This is a genomic window from Autumnicola tepida (genome assembly GCF_031846485.1).
GTDB lineage: Bacteria > Bacteroidota > Bacteroidia > Flavobacteriales > Flavobacteriaceae > Autumnicola > Autumnicola tepida.
The window spans coordinates 108,258-124,754 of the sequence record NZ_JAVRHQ010000010.1; the positions used below are offsets into that span (position 1 = coordinate 108,258).

Annotated in this window: 16 protein-coding genes; 7 read left to right on the top strand and 9 right to left on the bottom strand. The window is 43.0% G+C overall.

Annotated elements, in window-relative coordinates; translation table 11 throughout:
• Positions 1-43: 43 nt before the first annotated feature.
• On the bottom strand, positions 44-1,582 hold the full coding sequence (locus RM553_RS09970) for a glycine--tRNA ligase (RefSeq protein WP_311534773.1): 1,539 nt from the start codon (positions 1,580-1,582) through the stop codon (positions 44-46).
• A gap of 65 nt (positions 1,583-1,647) precedes the next feature.
• Entirely contained in the window at positions 1,648-2,532 is an 885-nt protein-coding gene (locus RM553_RS09975; protein WP_311534774.1) for a DUF8428 domain-containing protein, read from the bottom strand.
• 60 nt (positions 2,533-2,592) lie between these two features.
• Between RM553_RS09975 and RM553_RS09980 the strand changes: the two genes are divergently transcribed.
• Positions 2,593-3,273 (top strand): ComF family protein, encoded by a 681-nt coding sequence (locus tag RM553_RS09980; RefSeq protein WP_311534775.1) that lies wholly within the window; start codon positions 2,593-2,595, stop codon positions 3,271-3,273.
• A gap of 54 nt (positions 3,274-3,327) precedes the next feature.
• Entirely contained in the window at positions 3,328-4,941 is a 1,614-nt protein-coding gene (locus tag RM553_RS09985) for an Ig-like domain-containing domain (RefSeq protein WP_311534776.1), read from the top strand.
• On the opposite strand, the gene RM553_RS09990 is transcribed toward RM553_RS09985, so the two are convergent.
• Positions 4,928-5,707 carry an amidohydrolase gene (locus RM553_RS09990; protein ID WP_311534777.1) on the bottom strand — a complete coding sequence of 260 codons (780 nt, stop codon included), beginning with the start codon at positions 5,705-5,707 and terminating at the stop codon, positions 4,928-4,930. The two genes, RM553_RS09985 and RM553_RS09990, sit on opposite strands and share 14 nt — an antisense overlap.
• Positions 5,708-5,807: 100 nt before the next feature.
• Here RM553_RS09990 and RM553_RS09995 point away from each other — a divergent pair, with 100 nt between their 5' ends.
• On the top strand, positions 5,808-6,311 hold the full coding sequence (locus tag RM553_RS09995; RefSeq protein WP_311534778.1) for a DUF1440 domain-containing protein: 504 nt from the start codon (positions 5,808-5,810) through the stop codon (positions 6,309-6,311).
• Here the strand turns inward: RM553_RS09995 and RM553_RS10000 are convergent, their stop codons facing one another.
• From RM553_RS10000 to RM553_RS10025, 6 genes are all read right to left on the bottom strand, one after another.
• On the bottom strand, positions 6,312-8,780 hold the full coding sequence (locus RM553_RS10000) for a ligase-associated DNA damage response DEXH box helicase (protein ID WP_311534779.1): 2,469 nt from the start codon (positions 8,778-8,780) through the stop codon (positions 6,312-6,314).
• 296 nt (positions 8,781-9,076) lie between these two features.
• Positions 9,077-9,442, bottom strand: coding sequence for an endonuclease domain-containing protein (locus RM553_RS10005; RefSeq protein WP_311534780.1), 366 nt, complete (start codon positions 9,440-9,442; stop codon positions 9,077-9,079).
• A gap of 11 nt (positions 9,443-9,453) precedes the next feature.
• Positions 9,454-9,633, bottom strand: a complete 180-nt coding sequence (locus RM553_RS10010) for a hypothetical protein (protein ID WP_311534781.1) — start codon at positions 9,631-9,633, stop codon at positions 9,454-9,456.
• 344 nt (positions 9,634-9,977) lie between these two features.
• Positions 9,978-10,496, bottom strand: a complete 519-nt coding sequence (locus tag RM553_RS10015) for a hypothetical protein (RefSeq protein ID WP_311534782.1) — start codon at positions 10,494-10,496, stop codon at positions 9,978-9,980.
• Positions 10,497-10,611: 115 nt separating this feature from the next.
• Entirely contained in the window at positions 10,612-12,204 is a 1,593-nt protein-coding gene (locus tag RM553_RS10020; protein ID WP_311534807.1) for an ATP-dependent DNA ligase, read from the bottom strand.
• Positions 12,205-12,260: 56 nt separating this feature from the next.
• Positions 12,261-13,301: a ligase-associated DNA damage response exonuclease gene (locus RM553_RS10025; protein ID WP_432271457.1), complete on the bottom strand. Its 1,041-nt coding sequence runs from the start codon at positions 13,299-13,301 to the stop codon at positions 12,261-12,263.
• A gap of 143 nt (positions 13,302-13,444) precedes the next feature.
• Here RM553_RS10025 and RM553_RS10030 point away from each other — a divergent pair, with 143 nt between their 5' ends.
• The 4 genes from RM553_RS10030 (at position 13,445) to RM553_RS10045 (ending at position 16,491) form a co-directional block, all read left to right on the top strand.
• Entirely contained in the window at positions 13,445-13,867 is a 423-nt protein-coding gene (locus RM553_RS10030) for a TerB family tellurite resistance protein (RefSeq protein WP_311534784.1), read from the top strand.
• Positions 13,868-14,234: 367 nt separating this feature from the next.
• The gene (locus tag RM553_RS10035) at positions 14,235-14,723 is read left to right on the top strand and encodes a GNAT family N-acetyltransferase (RefSeq protein WP_311534785.1); all 489 of its coding nucleotides are present in this window, start codon (positions 14,235-14,237) and stop codon (positions 14,721-14,723) included.
• 35 nt (positions 14,724-14,758) lie between these two features.
• Positions 14,759-15,238 carry a GNAT family N-acetyltransferase gene (locus RM553_RS10040; protein ID WP_311534786.1) on the top strand — a complete coding sequence of 160 codons (480 nt, stop codon included), beginning with the start codon at positions 14,759-14,761 and terminating at the stop codon, positions 15,236-15,238.
• Positions 15,235-16,491 (top strand): aspartate kinase, encoded by a 1,257-nt coding sequence (locus RM553_RS10045; protein WP_311534787.1) that lies wholly within the window; start codon positions 15,235-15,237, stop codon positions 16,489-16,491. The genes RM553_RS10040 and RM553_RS10045 overlap by 4 nt, the downstream gene beginning before the upstream one ends.
• The last annotated feature ends 6 nt before the right edge of the window (positions 16,492-16,497 follow it).

The following is a 16,497-nucleotide window of genomic DNA, read 5'->3' on the forward strand; positions in this document are numbered from 1 at the left end:
TAATTGCCTCTTCTAAACGTTTCTTAAAAAATACCAGGCTTTCCTAAGGTTTCAGCCAGTTTTTAAAATCGGTTTCTTCTTTTACGATTGCCTCCAATTCTGAAATTTTCACTCTTTTCTGCTCCATGGAATCCCTAAAACGAACTGTTACCGTACGGTCTTCAAGAGAATCATGATCTACGGTGATACAAAGCGGCGTACCGGCAGCATCCTGCCTGCGGTACCTTCGGCCTATAGCATCTTTTTCGTCGTACTGCACTTTAAAATCCCACTGCAGTTCTTCAACAATTTCCTGTGCCAGCTCCGGCAACCCATCCTTTTTCACCAATGGCAGGATTGCTGCTTTGGTGGGCGCGAGTACGGCAGGCAACTTAAGAACCGTCCTGCTGCTCCCGTCTTCCAGTTCTTCCTCTTTTAAAGATGCGGAAAGTACCGACAGGAACATACGGTCTAAACCTATAGATGTTTCTATTACATAAGGCACATAGTTTTCTTTGAGTTCAGGATCATAAAAACGAAGTTTCTTCCCCGAATGCTCTTCATGCGCTTTTAAATCGAAATCTGTACGGGAATGGATTCCTTCCAGCTCTTTAAACCCGAATGGAAAATCGAATTCTATATCGGCCGCGGCATTGGCATAATGCGCCAGCTTATCGTGATCGTGAAAACGGTAGTTTTCTTCACCCAGGCCGAGGGAATAATGCCATTTAAGGCGTACTTCCTTCCAGTGTTCATACCACTTCAGCTCTTCACCGGGGCGCACAAAAAACTGCATTTCCATCTGCTCAAACTCGCGCATCCTGAAGATAAACTGGCGGGCCACGATTTCATTCCTGAAAGCCTTACCTATCTGGGCAATTCCAAACGGGACCTTCATACGCCCGGTTTTCTGCACATTAAGGAAGTTTACAAATATCCCCTGGGCGGTTTCAGGACGAAGGTATAATTGGGTGGCCGATTCGGCCGAAGCTCCCAGTTTGGTCCCGAACATCAGGTTAAACTGCCGCACTTCAGTCCAGTTTTTGGAACCGGTTTCGGGATCGGCGATATCAAGTTCTTCAATTAAAGCTTTTACATCAGTCAGGTCTTCATTGGTAAGCGACCTGCCAAGACGTTCCAAAATCTCCTTCCGCTGCCCCAAATAGCGCATCACACGCGGATTTGTGGAAGTAAACTGCTCTTCGTCAAAATCTTCCCCAAAGCGTTTTCTGGCCTTATCAATTTCCTTTTGTGCCTTCTGAAGCAGCTTTTCAGCATAATCTTCCACTAACACATCGGCGCGGTAACGCCTTTTGGAATCTTTATTATCGATTAATGGGTCGTTGAAGGCATCTACGTGCCCGGAAGCTTTCCAGGTAGTAGGATGCATTAAAATAGCCGCATCTATACCCACAATATTCTGGTGCATCTGCACCATGCTCTTCCACCAGTAATCTTTGATATTCTTCTTAAGCTCCGCGCCGTTTTGCCCATAGTCGTAAACCGCGCTCAGCCCGTCGTAAATTTCGCTGGATGCAAAAATGTAACCATACTCTTTGGCATGTGAAATTACATTTTTAAATAAATCGTCGTTTTTTGCCATAGGAGCAAAAATAAAAAAACCGCCCTGATTTTTAACAAGACGGCCTTTATTTTTAGAATTTTAAATTATCTAAGGCTAAAGCTGGAAGTCCCAATTAAGTAAGGGCCGGAATATACATACACCTTATATTCCCCTTCAATAAGTTTTTCCTCGGCGGTATTTGCGAGCATACAAACATCTAGCTCTTCATTTTCGTAAAAAACCTTAGAAGAAGCGCTGTAGACCATTACCCCGCCTTCATGCTGTACGGCAATCTGGTCGCCCACCAGTTCATTTTCGGGGTTATAAACCTGTATATAAAGATCTTTTTCGCCCGGCTCGGCCAAATCATTAGAAGAAATTGTGAAGCAGGCCCTTATCTGGTCTACCCTTCTCGTACGGTCATTTTCAACAATCTTACCACTATTCCTTACAATTACCCCTTCACCTCTAAGGCCTGTTATTTGCAGCCTTGAAGCACGGTTTACCTTATTTGCCAGGGTTAAATTGGTGTTTTGAAGTGAATCTGAAAGCCTTGTTCGCTCCTCAAGCTGAGTACTTGTACTGTCCAGGGAAGTGGTGAGCTGCCGGTTTTGAGCGCTAAGGCTATCCACCACTCTAAATAACCTGTCCTTTTCTGCCCTTAAATTGCCTATCTCCCTTCTAAAGCGCGCAATTAAGGCGATATTGGCCTCATTGTCTTTAACTGAATCCAGCAGTCTGGTAATACGCTCCCGGGCCTCAACCATATTCTGATCCATTACCTCGTTCTCTTCAATAGCCTCGTCATATTTAACGATAAGGTCATTTAACTCGTTTTCTATGGCTGTTTTTTCAGTCTGAAGGATCTGCCGGTTTTCCTTCTGTTCATTATAAAATGAAATGGTATAAATTGCCAGCGCGATAAGTGCAACTGCCAGCACCCCGGCTAGGATTTTTAATGCTTTGTTGTTTTTGGTTTCAGTGGCCATACAATTGAATTTAGTTTGTAAATTTAGCTTTTAACAGAGTAATAAACAATGCATTAACATATGTTTGACGATTTGGCGAATTTATTTTATCCTAAGATCTGCAGCTGTTGTAATGCAGAACTTGCCAGAAACGAAAATATTGTTTGCACTTCCTGCCTTTATGACCTGCCGCTCACCAATTTCCACCTGCAACAGGACAACCCTGTAAAAAAAACCTTTTACGGCCGGGCCCCCGTAGCACAGGCCACATCGCTGCTGTTCTTCAGAAAAAAAGGGAAAGTGCAGGAGCTTATCCATAACCTAAAATATCGCGGGCATGAAGAGATTGGTGGATTTTTGGGGGAGTGGATGGGCAACCTGCTGCTGGAAAGCGGCAATTACAACAACATAAATTCCGTCATTCCCGTTCCCGTGCATAGAAGAAAGCTCAAATTGCGCGGATACAACCAGGTAACCCTCTTTGGCGAGAAAATTGCAAGCATCTTAAATGCAGAATTCAGAAGTGATGTGCTGGTAAAGAAATCTGCCACCGAAACGCAAACTCTTAAAAGCCGCCTTTCCCGCTGGGGCAACATGGAAGAAATATTTGTCCTGGAAAACCCGGCGGGGATGGAAAACAAACACATCCTGCTGGTTGATGATATTATAACCACCGGCGCTACACTGGAGGCCTGCATCAATAAACTGCATACAATAAACGGCGTGAAAGTGAGCCTTGCCACTATGGCTTTTACAAATTAATCGGCGCAATAAATTTTAAAATAATCGTTTCTTTGCTAAAAATATTTTTTCCAAATGAAATACAGGATTCCCGGCTTCATCATTGTTATTCTTCTGCTTTTTACGCTTATCCAATGTGCGAAAAAAGGAATGCCCGAAGGAGGTCCTGAAGACGAGGAGCCGCCAAGATTTATAAGGGCAAATCCTGAAAATTACACCACCAATTTTGATGCAGAGGAAATCCGTATTTTTTTTAATGAATACGTAAAGCTAAAAAACCCGCAACAGCAGATTATTATCTCGCCACCAATGGATCCCAGACCTTCCATTCTACCTTTGGGGGCGGCCAGAAGGGATGTAAGGATTCAAATTTCTGATACGCTGGAAGAAAATACCACCTATACCGTTAACTTCGGAAAAAGCATTACCGACAATAATGAAGGGAACCCGCTTAATTATTTTAAATACGTTTTTTCTACCGGGGATTATATAGACTCGCTGGAAGTTGGCGGCACCGTGGAAGATGCCTATCTAAAAAAACCGGCAGATTTTATCTCCATTTTTCTTTATGAAGTTGATTCTACTTTTTCAGATTCCGCAGTGTATAAGAAAACGCCGCGATATGTTACTTACACTCTTGACAGTACCAACATTTTTAACCTGGAAAACCTTAAGGCCGGAACATATCAGATGCTGGCTGTGCTGGATAAGAACGACAACTACCTGTTTAATCCAAAGAATGAAAAAATAGGATTTATAGGACACCATATCACCATTCCCACAGATTCTACTTACGAGATTACCATTTTTGAGGAAAACCTGCCGTTCGAAATTCAGCGGCCAAAACAACTCAATGGCCAGCAAATTCTTTTTGGCTATGAAGGAGTGACCGATCTGGACAGTGTTCAAATTGAACTTCTTACCCAAAAACCATTTGGCTTCCAATCCCGCATTATAAAAGATCCTAAAACGGATTCGCTTTATTACTGGTACGAGCCCAAAATTGAAACCGATAGCCTCGCCTTTGAAATTATTAGTCCTGCCAGCCGCGATACCCTTTTTACAAAAATCGCAGATAAGCCCAAGGATTCTTTAAATGTTACAACAGAACCTTCCGGAAGTATTGCTTTTGAGCAGGATTTTATTTTTAAAGCAAACACCCCTCTGGTGGCAAGTGACGAAAGCAAAATAACCGTTCTGGACAAAGATTCTGCCGCTGTTCCGTTTTCTACGGAATTAAGGCTGCTCGAAAATGAGCTGCATATTTCTTTTAATAAAACTGAAAGCAATAAGTATATCGTACAGGCTTTACCGGGAACAGTAACCGATTTATTTGAAGCCACTAATGATACGATTATCCAACAGGTAACTACCAAAGCACTTTCAGAATTTGGAACTTTAACTTTCACGCTTCAGAACTTACGGGAGTTTCCCATTATTGTGCAGCTTACTAATTTAAAAGGGGAGGTCCAGAGGGAGCAATATTCCGAAGAAAAAAGCGTGATTGATTTTGAAAACTTAAACCCGGGAGAATTTTTTATGCGCCTGGTTTTTGACCGCAACCAGAATCGAAAATGGGACACGGGAAATTATCTTGAAAAAAGACAACCCGAGCGCATCGAATATTTTCCCGATACACTTGAAGTCCGTGCCAACTGGGACCAGAACGAACAATTTATTTTAAACTAAACTCGTCCCTGTCCAGCAAAAATTTAAACTGGTCCCGGGTTTCCTGCAAGTGGGAGGAATCCAAACTTATCTCTTTGGAGAAAGATTCCTCCACATCTACTTCGGTCAGCAGTTCTCCAAGGCAGTTGTATGCGGCGCTATGGCCGTTATATTTATACCCGTCCCCGTCTATTCCCGTGCGGTTAACGCCAATGCAAAAACTCATATTTTCGATGGCACGGGCCTTTAACAAAGCATCCCAGGCAGCCACCCTTTTTTCGGGCCAGTTGGCAACATAAATCAGCAAATCGTAATCTACCGTATTCCGTGAAAAAACAGGGAAACGAAGATCGTAACATACCAGCGGACAAATTTTCCAGCCTTTGTACTCCACAATTAAACGCTCTTTTCCGGCCGTATATGTCTGGTCTTCTTTCGCAAGGGTAAAGGTATGGCGCTTATCGTAGGTTTTAAAAGAACCGTCTGGGTATACAAAAAAAAGCCGGTTGTAATAATTGCCATTTTCAGTAATGATCACACTTCCCGTAATGGCAAAATTCCTTCTTTCTGCCAGTTCCTGCATCCAAAGCAGAGTAGCCCCATGAGTCTCCTCAGCCAGTTTTTTGGCATTCATACTAAAACCTGTAGTAAACATTTCGGGCAGGATTACCAGGTCTACATCTTCTGAAAGCGCATTGATTTCTTTGCTGAATAAACCCCTGTTATTTTCCGGATGCTCCCAGTTAAGATTCACCTGAAGCATCGCTATGTTTAGATTTTTGGCCATACGTAAAGTTATCAAATTTTAAGATTGTGCTGCCAAATCATTGTTAAATGATTGTAGATCAACAGTCAAATAAATAGCTTTATTTTTAAAACCATCAAAAATGAGTATAGCTACTTTTTTTAAGGGAAACACTTCGCTTTCAAAAACCGGCCGCGGCATAATTTCGGGAGTGATAGGCGGCCTTGCAGGGACCGCGGTAAAAAGCCTGGTTGAGAAATTTATCGAGGTACGAAAAATAGAACACCGCTCTGCCCAGATTAAAATTATAGATGATCTTTCCACAAAAATCACCGGGAGCCCCATTAGCGTACAGAACGAAGCTTTAGCGGAACAACTTTTGAACCTGCCGGTTGGTGCGAGTTTAGGCGCCGCCTATGGTTATAAGCATCGGGAAAAGAACGAATTCAATATCAAAAACGGAATTATCCTGGGCAGTTCTACCTGGATCTCCACCCATCCCACTTCCCTTCCCATCCTGGGTCTGGAGGCAAAACCTGTGGATGTGCCTTTAAAGATGCAGGCAAATGAGCTTTTTGCCCATGTCTTATTTGGGGTAACCACAGAGTTGGTTCGTAATTACGTGAATAAGAAGCTGAAGGAATAGTTATTTCTCCAGCTGTTTCAGCATTTTCCTGATGCGGTCTTCCACTTTTTCTGAAGACAGCTTTTCCCGCAGCCTGTCGGTAATTATAGGAAAAGAGAAAGGGGTGGGTTTTTCACAGTTTTTCCAAACGATTTTTTGGCCGGCGATTCGTTCCAGGGCCAGGCGCAGCCTCCCTTCTTCCAACTGGTGTTCAAAAGTTTCCCTGAAAGCCTGCTGGTAAAGCAAATTATCTTCTTCATAATCGCGAAACACACTAAAAAGCAACTGCGAGCTGGACTGCAGGTGTTTGCTTTTTATCATTTTATTGGGATAACCGGTAAAAACGAGCCCCGCAATAACCGCAATATCTCTGAATTTGCGCCGGGCCATTTCAGTAGCATTCAAACTTTTATAAAGGTCGTCCATTAGAAATTCCGAAGAAAAAAGATCATTGTCCAGCACCTGCTGCATATCGATTTCCTGGTCAGATAGCAGCTCAAAACCATAATCGTTAAAAGCGAGTGAAAAACTGATGGGCGACAACAAACTTATCCTGTAAGCCAGCAGGCTTCCCAAAGCTTCGTGTACAAACCTGCCTTCAAAAGGATAAAATATCGCGTGATGCCCTTCGCGGGTTTCAAAAGTCTCGATCAAAAACTGTTGGTTATCGGGAATTATCGATTCTTTTTGCTGCCTTTCCAAAATAGGCCTTAGCGCAGTAAGTTCAGCCGAATTTGTGCCTCCGGAAACCGAAGCAGCCGCCGCATACATTTCCTGCCTTAGCAGCTCGCTCATTTGCGCTGAAAAAGTCATACGCCCACCCATCCAGCTGGGCACCTTGGCGTTTTTTTTATTAGAGCGCTTTACCAGCACCTGCATACTTTTTATACGAACCAGTTCTAAAACCCGGCCCGCGAAAGTAAAAACATCGCCGGGATTGAGTTTCGATATAAAAAATTCTTCAATTGTGCCAATGTAGCCGCCTTTCATATACTTCACGCTCAGCATGGCATCGCTCACGATTGTCCCAATCTGCAGCCGGTGCCGCATGGCTATACCGCGGTTGTTCACTTTAAAGCGGCCGTCTTCTTCAATTTCAACTTTTTTATACTCGTCGTACGCCTGCAGGCTCTGGCTGCCTTTGGTGATAAAATTAAGCACCCATCGCCATTCGTCTTCGGTAATGGCCTGGAAACAGAAAGTGGATTTTATTTCCGGGAATATTTCCTTCGGAAAAAACCCATCAGATACCGCCAGGGTGGTAAGATACTGCACCAAAACATCAAAACTCAGCAAGTAGGGAACCCGGTCTTCCACGGCGGTTTTACTGGCCGCTTTTTGCAAAGCCGAAGCTTCTATAAGTTCAATAGCGTGCGTTGGCAAAAAATAAATCACGCTTTCTTTCCCCGGCTGATGGCCACTGCGCCCCGCTCTTTGCAGGAATCGGGCCACTCCCTTTGGGCCGCCAACCTGGATGATGGTTTCCACAGGGGCAAAATCGACCCCAAGGTCCAGGCTGGATGTGCAAACCACAGCTTTTAAAGTTTCATTTCTTATGGCCTGCTCCACCCACAATCGGGTTTCTTTGTTAATACTACCATGGTGCATGGCCACCTCCCCCGCAAACTCCGGATATTTATGGATAAGCTTTTGAAACCAGATTTCACATTGGGAGCGGGTGTTTGTAAACAGCAAGGTAGTGCGGGAATTCTTAATTATCGGCACCACCTCATCTATAAGGTGTAAACCCAGGTGGCCGCGCCAGGGGAATTTTTCCATTTTCTCCGGAATAATGGACTTCACTGAAATCTTTTTATTCAGATTTGCCTTTATGAGCACCGAATTTTTAAATGCCTCGGAATCTGGCCCAAGCAAAACCTCCCGGGCCTGCTGAAGGTTCCCGATGGTAGCTGAAATTCCCCAGATTTTAAGTTTTGCAGAAACCGTTTTAAGGCGGGAAAGCGCCAGTTCTACCTGCACCCCACGTTTTGTGCCCAACAGCTCGTGCCACTCGTCTATAACAATGGCATTTAAATTTTTAAAAGTTTTCGCGTAATTTTTAGAAGAAAGCAATAACTGAAGGCTCTCGGGAGTGGTGATAAGAAGGTCGGGCATGGATTTTTTCTGCGCGGCACGTACCTTCTGCGGAGTATCACCGGTGCGAATTCCCACAGTAAATGCCGTTCCTGTTTCTTCTGCAAAGCGTTGTGCCGCCTGCTCAATTTCTACGGAAAGTGCTCTTAGGGGAGTAATCCAGATTGCTTTTAAGCCCTTTTTGTGTTTTTCGCGATAATCGGGATTTTTCCTGATGTATTCCAGCACAATGGGAATCCAGAGCGCGTAGGTCTTTCCGCTGCCGGTGGGCGCGTTTAAAAGTCCGTTTTGGCCTTTTAAATATGCCTGCCAGGTTTGTTTTTGGAAAGCAAAAGGTTTCCACTGCTGGGTTCCAAACCAGTCTTCAGCTATTTTTAAAAGTTCCTTTTTATTCATGTTTACCCTTCAGTCATTCCTACGGAATGCCACCTTCCCTTAAAAAAGGGAAGGACCTTTTTGTTTTTTTATTACCACTTTAAGCTCCCCTCCTTTTTTCAAGGAGGGGTGGCCGAAGGCCGGAGTGGTTGCCATTTCTGCCTTTCTTCTGAAACTAGTTTTACCCTTCCGTCTTGTTCAGCTGCCGCTGATTAAGCCACCTTCCCTTAAAAAAGGAAAGGAGCTTTTTGTTTTTTTATTACCACTTTAAGCTCCCCTCCTTTTTTCAAGGAGGGGTGGCCAAAGGCCGGGTGGTTCTATTTATTTCTAAAATTATCTTTTATTTCCTGCAAAACTGAAGACAAGGAATCAAAAACCATCTTATTTTCAAAGCGGATGACTTTATATCCCAAGCCATTTAAAATTGCCGTTCTCTTTAAATCTTTTTCTTCCGCTGCAGCATTCATATGAACTTGTCCATCTAACTCAATGATCAATTTTTCTTCAGCACAATAAAAATCGGCAATAAAATTTTCTATACTATGCTGCCTCCTGAATTTCCTGCCTTCCAGTTTTCTATCCTGTAACTGCTTCCATAAAAAAGCTTCCGCAGGTGTGAGGTTTTTTCGCAACTTCTTTCTGAAAGGTTTCAGGTTCTTTTTATTGTGGACAGGTTTCTTCATTAATTGCGGTTTTACCCTTCCGTCATTCCTACGGAATGCCACCTTCCCTTGAAAATAAGGGAAGGAGCTTTTTGTTTTCTTCTTTTCAACCTTACTTCTAAAAAAGAAGATTGTTTTGTCAATTCTAAATTTTCTTCATTTGTAAAATGATCTTCATTTTGTAAAATCTGCTCCCCTCCTTTTTTTTTCAAGGAGGGATGGTCGAAGCTGGGGTGATTGCCTTTTCTGCATTTCTTCTGAAACTGGTTTTACCCTTCCGTCTTATCAGCTGCCGCTGATTGAGCCACCTTCCCCTGAAAAAAGGGAAGGAGCTTTTTGTTTTTTTTTTAACCTTACTGGTGAAAAATAAGATTGTTTTGTCAATTCTAAATTTTCTTCATTTTTAAAATGATCTTCATTTTGTAAAATCTGCTCCCCTCCTTTTTTTTCAAGGAGGGGTGGCCGAAGGCCGGGGTGGTTTCTCCACACGTACAAGAAAAGAGGCCTGCAGCCCCTTTCCATTATAACTTTCAACCAGAGATGTTATCATTCATCTTCAAATTGTTCCCGTACCTGATGCTTTGGGAACCATCTTTTCCCGGTTGTCATAAAACAACTGCGGGTAATGCTCTTTCAAAAGCTGGCGGTGCAGGGAATCTATTTGTTTTACCTGCTCCTGAAAACCGCGCGACATTTGCCTGCTGAAAAAATCGTCCTTAAGAATATCATCTTCCCCTTTTAAAGTATCACTAAAAAAAGACCCAAACATATCTGAAGGCACATTCATTCCCCTCCTGCCAAATACCTGCCGGAATTGCTGTAGCATCTCCTCCATCCCCGCATTCTGGATAGTATCCCCGGTCATTGTACTGTAAGAATACACATAAGTGGAATCGTAACTGATAAGATTTCCATTTTCGTCAAACTGCTTATTGACCTTCCAGTTTCCCTTCGGCTCAAGCTCCTGTTCCTCATTTTGCGATAGCAAATCACTTTCTTTTTCCTTATTTTCCTGTGCGTTACAACTGCTGAAACTTAAGACAAACAGCGATAACAAAAGAATTTTTGCTTTCATTTTACTACTGAATTAAGTTAAACGAAATAGTTAAAAATCAACTTGATTCTTCAGCAACATAAATACCAAAATACACAGATTAGGCTTAAAAAAATTTTAAAATTAGTCATAAATCCTAGGGAATAAGTGCTTTTAAATCTTCCAGTGTATTGGCCTCTTCAATTTTCTTGTCGGTACGCCAGCGCAGGATTCTAGGGAATCTCGTGGCCACTCCGCTTTTATGCCTTTTAGATTCCGCTATTCCTTCAAAGGCCACTTCAAAAACATGATGCGGCACCACACTGCGCACCGGCCCGAACCTTTCGAGGGTATTTCGTTTAATCCAGGCATCCAGTTTTCTGAATTCGGCATCAGTAAGCCCGGAATAGGCTTTGGCAAAGGTTACCAGTTCTTCTTTATTTTCATCCCACAGCCCAAAGGTATAATCGGTAAAAAGGTTGCTCCGGCGGCCATGGCCCCGCATGGCATAGGTAAGGACGGCGTCTATGGTAAGCGGATCTACCTTCCATTTCCACCAGTCGCCTTTTTTCCTACCCACCAGGTAAGGCGAATCCAGCCGCTTCAGCATTAAACCTTCAGATTTTTCTTCCCTCGCCCGCTCACGCTCGGCAGCCGCTTCTTCCCAGGTATTAAAAGTTATGGCCCTGGAAAGGTGAAGGGGAAAACCTTCCGCAGCCACTTCGGCATAAAGCTTTTCCAGGATTTTTCGTCTTTCAACAAAAGCCGTGCTGCGAATATCCTGCCCAGCCCATTCCAGCACATCGTACGCTTTAAGAATAACAGGCGTTTTCTTCAGCAGATTTTTAGAAATATTCTTTCTTCCAATCCTTGTTTGCAGGTCATTAAAAGTGCCAATTTCCCCTTCAGGAAAAGGTAAAATTTCCCCGTCTATTACCGTCCCGTTGGGAATTACCCCCACAAAATCCTGAAATTCGGGATATTTATCGGTTACCAGTTCTTCCCCCCTGCTCCAAACGAACAATTCGCCATTTCTCACAATTACCTGTGCCCTGATGCCATCCCACTTATGCTCGGCACTCCATTCTGAAGCTTTGCCCAAATCTCCCGCTTCGCCTTCTATGGCGTAAGCCAGGTAAAACGGGTAAGGTTTTGAGATATAATCCTCCTCATTTTCTTCCAGGATTAGTGTTTTAAAGGAAATTTTTGATGGCTCCCAATTACCCATAAGTTTATAAGCCAGGATATCCTCATCAATTTCGGTAGCTTTGGAAAGGGCGCGGGTCATCAGCTTCTGACTAACGCCAATGCGAAAACTGCCAGTGATAAGTTTTGTAAAAACAAACCGCTCATAATAATTAAGAGCCAGCCAGTTTTCCAGCAGATAATTTTTCTTTTCAGCTTCAGATTTTGCTTTTAATTCTATTATCTCCTGTAAATATTGATTTAAGCTTTTTTCTGAAGATTTTTCTGCCGGAGGAATCACCAACGCTATGGTTTCAGCTAAATCGCCCACAATATGATAGGATTCTTCAAAAAGCCAAAGCGGGATATTTGCCAGTTCTGAAGCCCAGTAACGCATTAACGTAGTATTCACTGGTCGTGGCGGACGGCGGTGAGAAAGAATGGCTATTGCCCAGACTTTATCTTTATTGGCTGCCGAATGGAAATAATCTGTCAAAGCCTCAACTTTAAGGGAAGTTTTATTGGTGCTGTCCAGCTGCCTGATAAGATTGGCAAAGTGAGCCATCCCGCCTATAGCAGCATTTAATTTTTCATTATTGTTATCTAAATTGTTCAAAGGCTTTAATTCTCTTTTTCTTCCTGTTCACTTTTTGTCTCCTGCTCTCCCGTTTCTCCTTCATATTGTGTTTCTTCAGTCCGGGCATCATAACCCTTTTCTATCAAATACCTGGAAAATATATCTGTATAGCCATGGGTACAGATTACTTTTTCACAACCCGTGGCCTCGATGGAAGCGAGGAGCCCCTGCCAGTCGCAATGGTCAGATAGTACAAAACCTTTATCTATGGCTCTTCTCCTCCTGGCGCCCCTAAACGTCATCCACCCGCTGGCCGAAGCCGTAACATAAGGCACCATTTTCTTTATCCAGGGGGAACCGTGCGCGCTGGGCGGGGCAATTACCATATTCCCTTTTATCTCTTCTTTTTTCGTTTCCCTGGTAATCTTTGTAGTTTCGGGCAAATCGCAATAAGGGCGAATTACCTCCGTCATATTCTCTACCGCACCGTGGGTGAAAATCTTTCCAATTTCAGGATTTAAATGCTTCAGCAGGCGTTGTGCTTTTCCCAGGGAATATCCAAACAAAACAGAAGTCCTGCCATCTCTCTGATTTTGTTTCCACCAATTATTGATTTCAGCAAAAACTTCTTCCTGGGGCATCCATTTAAAAGCGGGCAGGCCAAAGGTGCATTCAGTAATAAAAGTGTCGCATTTCACCGGCTCGTAAGGAGTCGCCACGCCATCATCTTCCACTTTATAGTCTCCCGTAAAAACCCAAACCTCACCTTTATGCTCCACCCGAATTTGTGAGGAACCAATAATATGTCCTGCAGGATGCAAAGAAAACTTCACATTATTAATAGTGAAAGTTTCATTCCAATCCTTTCCCGAAACTTCTATATCTCCCAGGCGGTGCCTTATAATGGGGACATTCTTGTGATGGGTAATATATTTTTTGTGGCCCCATCGGGAATGGTCTGCATGGCCGTGCGAAATTATTGCTTTATTCACCGGCTTCCAGGGGTCGAGATATACGTCGGCTTCGGCACAGTAGATGCCTTTTTCATTAAAAACGAGTAAAGGTGGGGTTTTATGTTGGCTCATTAACTCCATGAAAATAAGGAATTACAAAAGCACAGGAAAGGGATTAAGAAAATATTAGCTAATGTTAGAAAGGCATATTTTCTGAAAAATTAGAGTACATTTTTAACCTTTACATATATTTGCAGCTATAAAATCATTTATACATGTCATTTTCAGATTTATTTGGCTCCGGAGAGCATTTACGTAATTTAAGTCATTTTGCAGCTATTGTAAACCTTGCGGCTGTGGATGGCGAAATAAACCCAAAAGAAGAGGTGATGCTCGCCCGTTTTGCCCGGAAGTTAGACATAAATGAAGATGAATATGCCCGGGTGCTTGAAAACCCCACTGCTTTTCCCTTAACCGCCTCGCACAGCGTGGAAAAAAGGCTGGAGCGCCTGCATGACCTTTTCAGGATTATTTATGCCGATCATGAAATGGATGATGAAGAAGCCGAAATGATCAAACGCTATGCGATTGGACTTGGATTCTCCGGCGAAGCTGCTGATGGTATTATTAAAAGATCTGTTGAAATCTTCAGCGGACAACTAAGTTTTGAGGATTACCGCTACCTGCTGAATAAATAGGTTCAGTTAAAGTTTACGCAAATCCCGCATTTTTGTACTTTTTCTATTTGCTTCCGCAGAAGAAAGAGCCGGAATCCTGATGTTTATATTTCAGATCAAGACCTAAAGAGGCAATATTAGCTTGCCGCAGGCCATCCCCTTTTGAAGTCGGGGAATTTTTTTGAGCAGCAATTTCAGACCCGCCTTAAACAGGCAAAGGTCCATTTATTTTTACATTTTTTACTGCTTACCTCAACAGCAACTCTCCTTGTTTGCATCCTTAAAGGATAATTAAATCTCCAAATTACAATCCCTTCTTACCTATTAATATCTTGTTATCTTTAATCCCTGAGTAATATTCAGGATAATTTGAAGAACAAATTTTAAGATGGAATATATAATAAGAAAAGCGGTACAGGAAGATATGCCGCAGGTACTGGAACTTATTAAAGAACTGGCGGTATTTGAAAAAGAACCCGAAGCGGTTATCATTGATGCTGAAGACCTTAAAAGGGATGGCTTTGGAGAAAATCCTTTATTCACCTGTTTTGTAGCTGAAGTTGAAGGCAGGATACAGGGGATGGCGCTTATATACTTTAGGTATTCTACCTGGAAAGGCAAAACCGTGCACCTGGAAGACCTTATTGTAAGGGAATCCTGGCGCGGCAAAGGACTGGGAAATGCCCTGTACAGCAAGGTAATTGAGTTTGCCAGTGAAAAAGGAGTAAAAAGAACCGAATGGGTGGTACTGGACTGGAATAAAAACGCGGTCGATTTTTACGAGCGCAGTGGGGCCACCGTATTCAGGGACTGGTGGACCGTACAGATGGATGAGGCAGGCATGAGGAAATTTATGGAACGCGCCTCCCGCTCCTGAATAAAAAATGAATAAATTACAAGAAAATTATGCAAATGGAATATCAAATACGTGAAGCCAGAAAAGAAGACATGCCGGCAGTGCTTGAACTTATAAAAGAGCTTGCCGCATACGAAAATGCTTCAGACGAGGTGGAAATAAAAATTGAAGACCTTGAAAAAGAGGGGTTCGAAGAAGGAAACTTTAAATGTTTTGTTGCCGATGTTAAAGGGAAGATAGAAGGGATGGCACTGGTTTACTTTCGTTTTTCAACCTGGAAAGGAAGGACCGTGCACCTGGAAGACCTTATTGTAAGAGAATCTATGCGAGGTACCGGCCTGGGCGGGGCATTGTATAAACAAGTGGTGCAGTACGGGCATGAGAACGGGGTACGCCGCGTAGAATGGGTTGTTTCTGAAGGCAATAAAAACGCCATTGAATTCTACGAAAACAGCGGTGCCGACATCAAGAAAAACTGGTACACCGTACATATGGACGAAACCGGGATCAAAAAAAATATCGGAGATCAAAAATGAAAGTCTTCAAATTTGGAGGAGCCTCAGTAAAAAACGCTGAAGGAGTTAAAAATTTGTTGCATGTATTAAACAAAACCGGGAAAAGCAATCTGCTTATCGTGGTTTCGGCAATGGGTAAAACCACCAACGCGCTGGAAGAAGTGGTTGATGCTTATCTTAAGAAAGCCGCTTACCGGGAAAAGCTTAACCAGATTAAAAAGGTTCACCTGGAGATTATCGATGAGCTTTTTTTAGAAGAATCTGCAGCGGTTTCAGAGAAAGTGGAGACTTTTTTCAGCAGTCTCAATAATTTCCTGGAGCACAATAAATCTCCCCGGTATGATTTTGTTTATGACCAGATTGTGAGTTACGGCGAGCTCCTTTCCACTACCATTGTAAGCGGTTTTTTAGAAAAAAATGTGCTGCCAAACACCTGGCTTGATGTTCGGGAACTTTTAAAGACCGATGCCACTTACCGCGACGCCCAGGTAAACTGGGAAGAGACGCAGGAAAAGATAAGGAAGAAAATCGACCGGAAGCATTTAAACATTACCCAGGGCTTTATTGGATCTGATCCCAATAACTTCACGACCACCCTGGGAAGGGAAGGCAGCGATTATACCGCGGCGATTTTCGCCTACTGCCTTAATGCCGAAAGCGTTAGTATTTGGAAAGATGTTCCCGGGGTGCTGAACGGCGATCCGCGGGTTTTTCCAGACACCCAGCTGCTGGAGCAAATCTCTTATGAAGAAGCCATAGAACTGGCCTTTTACGGGGCTTCCGTTATTCATCCCAAAACCCTTCAGCCTTTACAGCGAAAAGAAATCCCGCTATATGTAAAATCTTTTGTAAATCCCGACAGCCAGGGTACAGCCGTAAGCAAGGGCAGGCATCTGGTTCCGCAGGTTCCCTGTTTTATTGTAAAGAAAAACCAGGTACTCATTTCCTTATCTTCCCTGGATTTTTCATTTATGGTTGAAGAAAACATCAGCGAGATTTTCAGGCTTTTTCATTTGTACCAGATGAAGGTGGACCTTATCCAGAATTCGGCAATCAGCTTTTCGGTTTGTGTAGACAATAAATTCAACAATCTGGAAAAACTTATTCAGCATTTAAAGGCAAGGTTTAAGGTTACTTTTACCCCTGGGGTTTCCCTTTATACCATCAGGCATTTTGATGAAAACGCCATTAAACTTCTGGAAAAAAACAAGGAAGTCCTGCTTAAACAGCTCACCCATAACACGGTGCAAATGGTTACCCGGGAATGTGATTAATTTCGC

Coding starts and splice junctions, on each gene's coding strand:
- RM553_RS10015 (WP_311534782.1), bottom strand. CDS start 10,496: ATGAAAGCAAAAATTCTTTTGTTATCGCTGTTTGTCTTAAGTTTCAGC.
- RM553_RS10000 (WP_311534779.1), bottom strand. CDS start 8,780: ATGAATAAAAAGGAACTTTTAAAAATAGCTGAAGACTGGTTTGGAACC.
- RM553_RS09980 (WP_311534775.1), top strand. CDS start 2,593: ATGTTTGACGATTTGGCGAATTTATTTTATCCTAAGATCTGCAGCTGT.
- RM553_RS10020 (WP_311534807.1), bottom strand. CDS start 12,204: ATGGCTCACTTTGCCAATCTTATCAGGCAGCTGGACAGCACCAATAAA.
- RM553_RS09970 (WP_311534773.1), bottom strand. CDS start 1,582: ATGGCAAAAAACGACGATTTATTTAAAAATGTAATTTCACATGCCAAA.
- RM553_RS10040 (WP_311534786.1), top strand. CDS start 14,759: ATGGAATATCAAATACGTGAAGCCAGAAAAGAAGACATGCCGGCAGTG.
- RM553_RS10045 (WP_311534787.1), top strand. CDS start 15,235: ATGAAAGTCTTCAAATTTGGAGGAGCCTCAGTAAAAAACGCTGAAGGA.
- RM553_RS10030 (WP_311534784.1), top strand. CDS start 13,445: ATGTCATTTTCAGATTTATTTGGCTCCGGAGAGCATTTACGTAATTTA.
- RM553_RS09995 (WP_311534778.1), top strand. CDS start 5,808: ATGAGTATAGCTACTTTTTTTAAGGGAAACACTTCGCTTTCAAAAACC.
- RM553_RS09990 (WP_311534777.1), bottom strand. CDS start 5,707: ATGGCCAAAAATCTAAACATAGCGATGCTTCAGGTGAATCTTAACTGG.
- RM553_RS10025 (WP_432271457.1), bottom strand. CDS start 13,301: ATGAGCCAACATAAAACCCCACCTTTACTCGTTTTTAATGAAAAAGGC.
- RM553_RS10035 (WP_311534785.1), top strand. CDS start 14,235: ATGGAATATATAATAAGAAAAGCGGTACAGGAAGATATGCCGCAGGTA.
- RM553_RS10005 (WP_311534780.1), bottom strand. CDS start 9,442: ATGAAGAAACCTGTCCACAATAAAAAGAACCTGAAACCTTTCAGAAAG.
- RM553_RS09975 (WP_311534774.1), bottom strand. CDS start 2,532: ATGGCCACTGAAACCAAAAACAACAAAGCATTAAAAATCCTAGCCGGG.
- RM553_RS09985 (WP_311534776.1), top strand. CDS start 3,328: ATGAAATACAGGATTCCCGGCTTCATCATTGTTATTCTTCTGCTTTTT.